5 protein-coding genes and 2 pseudogenes are annotated in these 8,303 nt (G+C 49.8%); 3 read left to right on the top strand and 4 right to left on the bottom strand.

Annotated features, from left to right (window positions below; genetic code table 11):
* Window positions 1–133: 133 nt before the first annotated feature.
* Together lplA (JCM11969_RS15430) and lplA (JCM11969_RS15425) are read right to left on the bottom strand one after the other, a co-directional pair.
* The gene (gene lplA, locus JCM11969_RS15430; protein ID WP_054712602.1) at window positions 134–1,144 is read right to left on the bottom strand and encodes a lipoate--protein ligase; all 1,011 of its coding nucleotides are present in this window, start codon (window positions 1,142–1,144) and stop codon (window positions 134–136) included.
* Between the two features lie 109 nt (window positions 1,145–1,253).
* Window positions 1,254–2,264, bottom strand: a complete 1,011-nt coding sequence (lplA, locus tag JCM11969_RS15425; RefSeq protein WP_054712598.1) for a lipoate--protein ligase — start codon at window positions 2,262–2,264, stop codon at window positions 1,254–1,256.
* A gap of 299 nt (window positions 2,265–2,563) precedes the next feature.
* On the opposite strand from lplA (JCM11969_RS15425), the gene JCM11969_RS15420 reads away from it, so the two are divergent.
* A complete protein-coding gene (locus JCM11969_RS15420) occupies window positions 2,564–3,031 on the top strand; it encodes a universal stress protein (RefSeq protein ID WP_054712595.1) in 468 nt (155 codons plus the stop codon).
* Between the two features lie 350 nt (window positions 3,032–3,381).
* Window positions 3,382–4,389, top strand: a complete 1,008-nt coding sequence (locus tag JCM11969_RS15415) for an RluA family pseudouridine synthase (RefSeq protein WP_082409421.1) — start codon at window positions 3,382–3,384, stop codon at window positions 4,387–4,389.
* A gap of 342 nt (window positions 4,390–4,731) precedes the next feature.
* Here the strand turns inward: JCM11969_RS15415 and JCM11969_RS15410 are convergent, their stop codons facing one another.
* Both JCM11969_RS15410 and JCM11969_RS15405 read right to left on the bottom strand, forming a co-directional pair.
* Entirely contained in the window at window positions 4,732–5,949 is a 1,218-nt protein-coding gene (locus JCM11969_RS15410; protein ID WP_054712592.1) for an ABC transporter permease, read from the bottom strand.
* A pseudogene (locus JCM11969_RS15405) lies at window positions 5,942–6,836 on the bottom strand (ABC transporter ATP-binding protein). The gene JCM11969_RS15410 and the pseudogene JCM11969_RS15405 overlap by 8 nt, the downstream one beginning before the upstream one ends.
* 163 nt (window positions 6,837–6,999) lie before the next feature.
* Here JCM11969_RS15405 and JCM11969_RS15400 point away from each other — a divergent pair.
* Window positions 7,000–7,913: pseudogene (locus tag JCM11969_RS15400) on the top strand (DMT family transporter).
* The last annotated feature ends 390 nt before the right edge of the window (window positions 7,914–8,303 follow it).

Here is an 8,303-nt window from a genome sequence, read left to right as displayed (position 1 = left end):
ACTATATATAAACAGTTGTCATGACTAAATCATTATATTTTGGTTATGTATATTATAAATGACATATCTTTTCCACCAAAAAAAGAACCCCCAGCCACATCAAGTGACCAAGGGTTCCCTAAAATTCATTCAATTAAGCCAGCAAATCAATCAGCTCATCCTTAGAAATCCCCATAAAGTACTTGCTAATGTCCACATCCGCAAGTGCCCCTTCAAGGGATTCGCGGTCGTACTTGATGCCGGTCAGCTTGTCAGCTAACTCTGAGACATCTTGCGGGCCGAAGAAATCGCCGAAGAAGGTGATCTTGTTGATCTTGCCGCCCTCTACCAGGATCCGGGCATCGATGGTGCCTGAGGTAAAGTGTTGGCGCTTCTTAACGGTGAATTCAGGAGATGTGCCGTAAACCCAGTCCCAGTTGTTGTAGTACTGTTCGTAGATCTTGTCGATTTCCTTTTGCTCGTCTGGGGTAACAACGTATTCCTTATCCTTGATGGCATCCAGGCTATCCACGTGGAAGAGTTCCTTCAATAAAATATCACGGAATTCTGGGACGGTGATGTTTTGGTATTCAGGTGCCAAGTACGGCTTCAAGTTAGCCACCCGTGAACGAACCGACTTGATCCCCTTTGACTTGATCTTATCTTCTGGCACGTTCAAGGCGTTGGCGATCACATCCTGATCCACATCCAACATCAAGGTCCCATGTGAGAAGGTCTTGCCGTTCTTAGTATACATTGCGTTCCCTGAGAATTTCTTACCATCGACTAAAATGTCATTCCGGCCGGAAACTTCAACAGAGGTTGCCCCCATATCATGTAAGGCATCCACGATGGGTTGGACAAACGACTTGAAGTCGCCAAACTGTTCAGAGTCTGAGTCCAGCACGAAGCTGAAGCACAGGTTGCCAAGGTCCTGATAGACCGCGCCACCGCCCGAAAGACGCCGGGTAACGGTAATATTGTTTTCCTCAACGTACTTCTGGTTGATCTCTTCAAGCGTGTTTTGGTTACGGCCAACAATGATACATGGCTTTTCATAATAGAACAGCAACAACGGTTCCCCAAAGTCCTTGTTGTTCATCAAATATTGTTCAGTGGCTAAGTTACGGCCAATATCATGTGCTGTCATTGATACGTAGCGCATATCCAAACTTCCCTTCATATTAAATAACCAATCTTTTACTTGTCTAGTTTAACACAGTCATGTAATCGGTTACAGCATTTGTGTTGATCCAATCTGCCTGATACCGGCATTAGCTCAACAATTTCACTAAGGTGGCGTTGTCGATGCCTGAGAAATAGTCAGTGGTGTCGATGGCCGCCAGCGCAGTGGTCAGCGAGGCCTCGTCGTACCGGACGCCCTTGAGTTTATCCGCTACCTCACTGGCATCTTTTTCGCCAAAGAAGTCCCCGAAGAACGTGATCGTGTCGATTTCGCCATTCTTGACCAGGATTCGCGCATCAATGGTGCCGGCGTCAAAGTGCTGGCGCTTTTTGACCGTAAAGTCCGGTGAGGTGCCGTAGACCCAGTCCCAGTTATTGTAGTAGTCGTCGTAGAGCTTCTGGATGGCAGCCTTATCTGCGTCCGTCAGCGTATAGGCCTTGTCCGCGATTTCCGAAAGGTCGCTCACGTTGTAGAGCTTCTTCAGCAGCATGTCGCGAAATGCTGGCACGTCTAGGTTTTGATACTCAGGGGCCAGGTACGGCTTGAGGTTCGTGACCCGCGACCGCACCGACTTGATGCCCTTGGACTTGATTTTGTCTTCCGGCACGTTTAGCGCGTGTTCAACGATGCTCTGATCCACGTCCAGCATCAGCGTGCCGTGGGAGAACATCTTACCGTTCTTCACGTACATCGCGTTGCCGGAGAACTTCTTGCCGTCAACCAGGATGTCGTTTCGCCCGGAAACTTCAACTCCGGTGGCACCCATTTCTTTCAGTGCGTCAACGATTGGCTTCGTGAAGGCCTTGAAATCGCCAAACCGGTCGTCGTCACGATCGACCACGAAGCTAAATGACAGGTTGCCCAGATCATCAAACACAGCCCCGCCACCCGATAACCGACGCGTGACCTGAATGTTGTGTTTGGTGACGTAATCTTGATTAATTTCTTCCATTGTATTTTGATTCCGACCCACAATAATGCATGGGGTCTGATAGTAGAACAGCAAAAGCGGCTCGCCAAAGTCCTTTTCATTCATTAAATACTGTTCCGTTGCCAAATTATACCCAATATCGTGTGATGCCATGTTGTAGTAGTACATAATCGCACTTCCCTTTACAGTGTTACCTTGATTTTACAACTTTTTTCAGAAAAAGAAACCGCTTAACTTTCTTACATAATCGCCGGAATGTCGGGCTTTAAAGGCCATCATTTCGTGCATTTATACACAATCTTTTGGCAGTTTACCCAAAAATAGGCCTTTTTTGTTAAAGCAATTTCGCAGATTATGGTAAACTAGAGAGTGAAGTACAAATGGTTCTCTTTGTTGGGCAAAAACCATCGCGTGCTTACAACAAGCTTTATCTTAAACTGATATATAAATGTGAGGGAGTGGCGCATATGAACCAACAATACCAAAACATTCTGGCCCCAGTCGATGGGTCAAAAGCGACTGATCCAGTACTTGAAAAAGCAATTGAAGTAGCAAAGTTAAACAACACCCATTTGGATATTCTGAACGTGTTGGAAGTCAACCAATTCAGTGATACCTATGGTGGTGCTGTCAGTGGTGACGTGATCTACAAGCTTTCTGAAGACGTCCAATCACGGTTAGCCGAACTCAAGCAAAAAGCCTTAGACGCCGGCGTACCTTCCGTTGACATCCACGTGCGTTTCGGGAATCCAAAGCCTGTCATCGCCCGTGAATTCCCAGCTGACCACAACACTCAGCTGATCGTCATCGGCTCCACTGGCCTCACTGCCGTTGAACGGTTAATGATCGGTTCCGTTACCAACTACGTCAGCCGTTCCGCTGTCTGCGACGTTCTAATCGTTAAGCCAGCTGCATTAGCTAAGTTGGACAAATAATGGATCATTTATCTTAAAGATTGCGGGCTGCTTTTTGGCAGTCCGTTTTTAGTATGTTGGAATTTGCTGGAGCTTGCGTTCCATTCCGTAATTTGGCACTCCGTTGTGGTGGCTCCACAACTCCGTGCCAAATTACGCCATTTCACTCACATTGAGTTCACTTCAAATGGTTGCTAAGGATCAAAATACAGTCAATGCCAGTTTGCGGCGAAATCCGCCCTCGACTGCAGGTCAGCCATTATCAGGTAACCCCTCTGCTTAACTGGTGGCGATGGTCACTTCTTTCAGGGTGGCCGCCAACAAATTGTTCGTTCACTTTCTCACTCAAATCAAAAACGAGGTCGACCTTTATGCAATGGGAACATGTTGCTACCTTACCTGACAATTTCATCTCTAAGCCGTTACGGCAGCTGCTCATGCAGGACTGGTTCATGCCTAAGCATTTGATCTACAGCCTGAAGCGTGGACAGCGTGTGCTTGTTAATGGAGCCTATTTGCCCGTTAACTTTTCTGTTCACGCCGGTGATTTGGTTGCGCTGAGATTTGTTCCTGCGGATTTTCAGACGCCCTTTCAAGACATTGCGCCGGATAGTGCCGCTACCGTTGACGTTGTTTATGAAGATGACGGGCTGTTGGTGGTCAATAAGACGCCTGGGAGCAAGACGCACGTCAATCAGCCCGACGAAGTTGGCGCGACGCTTGACCACGTTGCCGCCTATCTGGCACCGCACGGGCAACAGCCCCACATGATCCACCGGCTGGACCAAGAAACCAGCGGCGCGCTGATTGTGGGTAAGGATCCCGCCGTTGTCCCGATTTTAGTTCGGCTGATCAAGGAAAAATTGATTCAGCGTACCTACCTCACGTGGGTGCACGGGCAACTACAGACAGATCACGGCACCATTAGTCTGCCGATTGGCCGCGACCCGGAAGACCAGCGAAAACGCACGGTTGACGGAGAACATCCGCAAGCGGCGATCACCCACTACCGCGTCATCCGCCGAACGGCCAACGCCACGCTGGTGGCTGTTCAATTGCAAACCGGCCGCACCCACCAGATCCGCGTCCACTTCGCCGACCTGGGTCACCCCATCGTGGGCGACCCGCTGTACGCCACCGATAACCAGCGCCAGCGCATGCTGCTGCATAGCTGGCAAGTGAAGTTGCCGTTACCGTATACGTTTAAAACAGTCTTGGTAGAGGCGCCGGTACCAGACTCGTTCACCACATTTGAAAAACAGACTAAAAATCGTAAGACCGTTGTGGCCTTACGATTTTTTGTAGTAATTGACGCTGCCAATTATCTGATGATTTTGATTGGAACTTCATGGTACCACTGGCACGCTCTTAGTATATAGCTTCGCTGACAATGGCATAGCCGCAGTCGAGGGCGGATTCTCCTCGAACTGGTTTCGACTGTTTTTGGATACTTGGCTAAACGACGAAGTAACCTGGATGTTAGTGGAATGAAGCGATTTGGCACGGATCTGTGGTGTCGATATCACTTGGTGGGCGCGGTTCTCGTCCACCTAGTGATATGCGAGACGATGGAGATCCATTCGAGAGCTGCGCAGCAGAAATCGAATTAGCTTCATCGCGAGCCACCACAGCGGAGTGCCAAATCGCGCAATGCAACGGAATAGACAGTATTTTTCGGCAACATAGCTGAAACGCGGAATGCAACGAACCCAGAAACCCTCTCAGTTCGCCAATCCCCGCCGAAGCCGTTTCCAAAAACTGCCGTCATCGGTTTGGAGCATGAGTCCGCCGTAGATGCGGCCAATGTACCAGGTCATGCCAAGCAATGTGGCGAGGAGGATCAGCATGGAAACGCTGATCTGCAGCGTGGTTGCAGTGCCGTTGATGATGCGCATGGGCATGAAGTAGGAAGAAAAGAATGGGATGTACGACATGATTCTAACAAATAGCGCATCCGCATTACTCTGAAACGGAAAGGTCGCGAAGAAGGCAATCATACTCAGGTAGACGGCTAGGTAGCCCGCCTTGGAGGAATCTTCCGGCTTAGCAACCAGCGCCCCGCAGAACGCCGCCAAAACGGTGTAGAGGATGACACCAACGAACAGAAAGACCAGGTTGATGCTCATCAGGTTACCAACTACCTGATTGATGAGACCGTGGTAGGTGTGGTACATCTCGCGGGTGGCGGAAAAGTGTTGTGCCGCGGTGAGGCTGGCCCAACCGCCCAGAACGTATACGACAAGCTGGGTCACGATCATGAGCAGTACGCCAAAGATCTTTCCCAGAAAGTACTTCAACGCCGTGGTGCTGGAGAAAATGATCTCCATGATCTTCGTCCCCTTTTCAGAGGCGATTTCCTGTGCCGTAATCGACGAATAGGTTGTGAGGATCATGTACACCATGAAGACGAGGATCCAAAACGACGCCATTTTTGCGGTTTTCTTGAGTCCCAGACTCGACGTGACCCGCTGTTGCACGACGGGCTGTTGCTGCAGTGTGACCACTTGGCGCTTAGTCAGTTTCGCCTGGGCAACGTTTTGTTGGGTCTGCATATTCGTCAAAAAGGTGGTCAATTTGGCTTTGCGCGTGCTGCTCAGTGCCTGCGACCCATGGTAAACGGCCTTGAGCTGCTGACCTCCTGTCAGGACAAGGTAACCCTGAATTTTCTCGGTCTTCTGTGCCTGTTTAGCCTCGGCAACCGTTGTGATGGATTGCTTCACGTCAGCCTTGCTGGTCGTTTTCAGATAAGCAGCCCGTAATGCTGGTTGATTCGACACAACCGCGATCTGGTCACCGCTGCTAGCTGAATTTGCTGAGATCCAGCCAATGCCAAACGACAGCCCAATCATCACAAATGGGGACAAGACTAAAATCAGGAAGCTCCATGATTTCACTTGCCGCAAATAAGTATTGACCGTGACTAACCAGAGTTTACGCATGCCCATCACCCGCTTTCAGTCGGAAAATTTCGTCCAGTGTTGGTGGCTGTTGACTAAATTCTTCAATGTAATGGCCACCGGACAATTGCTGGAAGATGGGCTGGCCGGCAGCCGGATCATCCACCCGCAACATGAATCGGCGGCGGGACAGTTGTTTCAGGTCGATCACGTGGTCAAGTTGCAGCAAGTCTGCCTGCGACCAGTCCGTAGTCACGAAGATCTCTGATTTACCGAACTGCTCACGAATATCGCGAATTTCTCCGTGCAACACCATGTTGCCGTGGCGCAGCATGACCAGCTCGTCGCACAGCGCCTCCACGTTACCCATATCGTGACTGGAGAAAATAATGGCGGCGCCTGCTGCTTGGCAGTTAAGATTGCCTGTTCCAGCAGGTCGACGTTGACCGGATCCAGCCCGCTGAACGGTTCGTCCAGGATAATCAGCGATGGTCGGTGAATCAGCGTGCAGATCAACTGAATCTTCTGCTGGTTCCCCTTCGACAACGCCCGAATCTTATCCGTGCGCTTGCCTTTCACCTCAAACCGCTGCAGCCAGTCATCGATCTCACCCTTAATTTTGCGCGCTGGCTGCCCCTTCAACTGCGCGAGGTAGAGGATCTGCTGCTCCACCGTGAGTTTGGGCATTAGACTGCGCTCTTCCGGCAAATAGCCGATCTGATCAAAGACCGTTTCATTAATGGTTTGGTCATTCCAAGAAATGGTGCCTTCGTAACTTAAGAAGTTCAAAATGCTGTGAAACGTCGTCGATTTACCAGCCCCATTTTGGCCGATCAACCCAATATCTCACCATCCGCTACCTGAAAATTAATATCATGCAGTGCTTCCAGGTCGCCGAAGTGTTTGGCGAGGTGCTCAATTTTTAGCATCATGTTGCCTCCCCTATCATCGTTGCCCCTATCATACCAAATAATCGAAAACGGGTCGTAAAAGTGTCGCAAAAATGAGACTGTTTTTCGTTTTTCTCCCATTTATCTCTTAGGTTCCTTTAGTAAAATAACTGTTTAGATTGAAAACTAAGGGGAATTGACTATGGAACTCAAACAACAGGTTGGCGGCAGCGTCCGTAAGGGCATGTTTTGGGCCATCATGGCGTCAACGATGTGGGGCATTTCAGGTACCGTCCTGCAGTTCATTTCGCAAAATCAGCACATTCCAGCCAGCTGGTTTTTATCAACGCGAACCATTGGCGCTGGCGTCGTTCTGCTGATCATCAGCTTTATGCGCTACCGGATGGCCATTTTTGACATTTTTCGGTCGTGGCGCTTAATTGGCTGGCTGTTGGCCTACGCTGTATTTGGCCTCATGGCGAACCTGCTGACGTTCTACATGTCCGTTCAAACCGGGACGGCCGCAGCCGCCACCATTTTGCAGTACCTCAGCCCGCTCTTTATCGTTGTGGGCAGTCTCGTGTTCAAACATGAAAAACCGTTTCGAAGCGACCTGATTGCCTTCGTCGTTTCTGCGCTGGGTGTTTTCCTGGCCATCACAAAGGGCGACGTGTCACAACTTGCTATCCCAATGAACGCCCTGTTATGGGGCATCGGTTCCGGAATCACGGCAGCTTCTACGTCGTTTTACCACGACCCATCGTTAAGGCGGGGCACTCGCCGATGGTCATTCTTGGCTGGGGGACCTTTATCGCCGGTATCCTGTTCAACTGTTACCGCCCGGTGTGGGTCAACACGCCGCCAATCACCACTGAACTTGTGCTTTCGATTAGCACGGTAATCGTTGTCGGCACGATTCTACCGTTCAGCCTGTTGCTGTACAGTACGAACTTCGCACCATCCGACGTCATCAGTATCGTCGACGCCGCTCAACCCGTTGTCACGTTTATCTTGAGTGTCCTGTTTTTGAGTCTGCAGATCACCTGGGTCGAAGTCGTTGGGTCTGTCTTGGTCATCATTGCGATCTATCTGTTGCAGCGTGGGCGTGCGGTTTAATTCGGTAGTTTGAGATGGCGTTACATTCCGCAATTTGGCACGGCATCGAAGTGGCTCGCGACTGAGCTAATTCGATTTCTGCTGCGCAGCTCTCGAATGGATCTCATTCGACTCGCATATCACTAAATGGCCAAAGAACGGCCATCAAGTGATATCGACACCACGATACCGTGCCAAATTGCTCCATTCCACTCACTCTGAGCTTTATGCTGCCAATCTGTTAAGTATCGCAATACAGTCGAGGACAGTTCGAAGAGAACTCCGCCCTCGACTGCAGGTTTCCAATGATAGCAATGCTTCAAACGTAAGCGTCTGAATAAAAAATACGCAAAAAAAGAGACCGAAATCGCACTGATTTCTGGTCTCTTTTAATTAATTCAGATATGGTCT

The sequence above is a fragment of the Secundilactobacillus paracollinoides DSM 15502 = JCM 11969 genome, assembly GCF_001311135.1.
Taxonomy (GTDB): Bacteria; Bacillota; Bacilli; order Lactobacillales; family Lactobacillaceae; genus Secundilactobacillus; species Secundilactobacillus paracollinoides.
The sequence above is the reverse complement of the archived record's forward strand: the minus strand, read 5'-3'. Positions and strand labels throughout refer to the sequence as shown.

Bases quoted from the DNA above. Each gene is read 5' to 3' on its own strand.
- lplA (WP_054712602.1), bottom strand. From the start codon at position 1,144: ATGCGCTACGTATCAATGACAGCACATGATATTGGCCGTAACTTAGCC.
- lplA (WP_054712598.1), bottom strand. From the start codon at position 2,264: ATGTACTACTACAACATGGCATCACACGATATTGGGTATAATTTGGCA.
- JCM11969_RS15420 (WP_054712595.1), top strand. From the start codon at position 2,564: ATGAACCAACAATACCAAAACATTCTGGCCCCAGTCGATGGGTCAAAA.
- JCM11969_RS15415 (WP_082409421.1), top strand. From the start codon at position 3,382: ATGCAATGGGAACATGTTGCTACCTTACCTGACAATTTCATCTCTAAG.
- JCM11969_RS15410 (WP_054712592.1), bottom strand. From the start codon at position 5,949: ATGCGTAAACTCTGGTTAGTCACGGTCAATACTTATTTGCGGCAAGTG.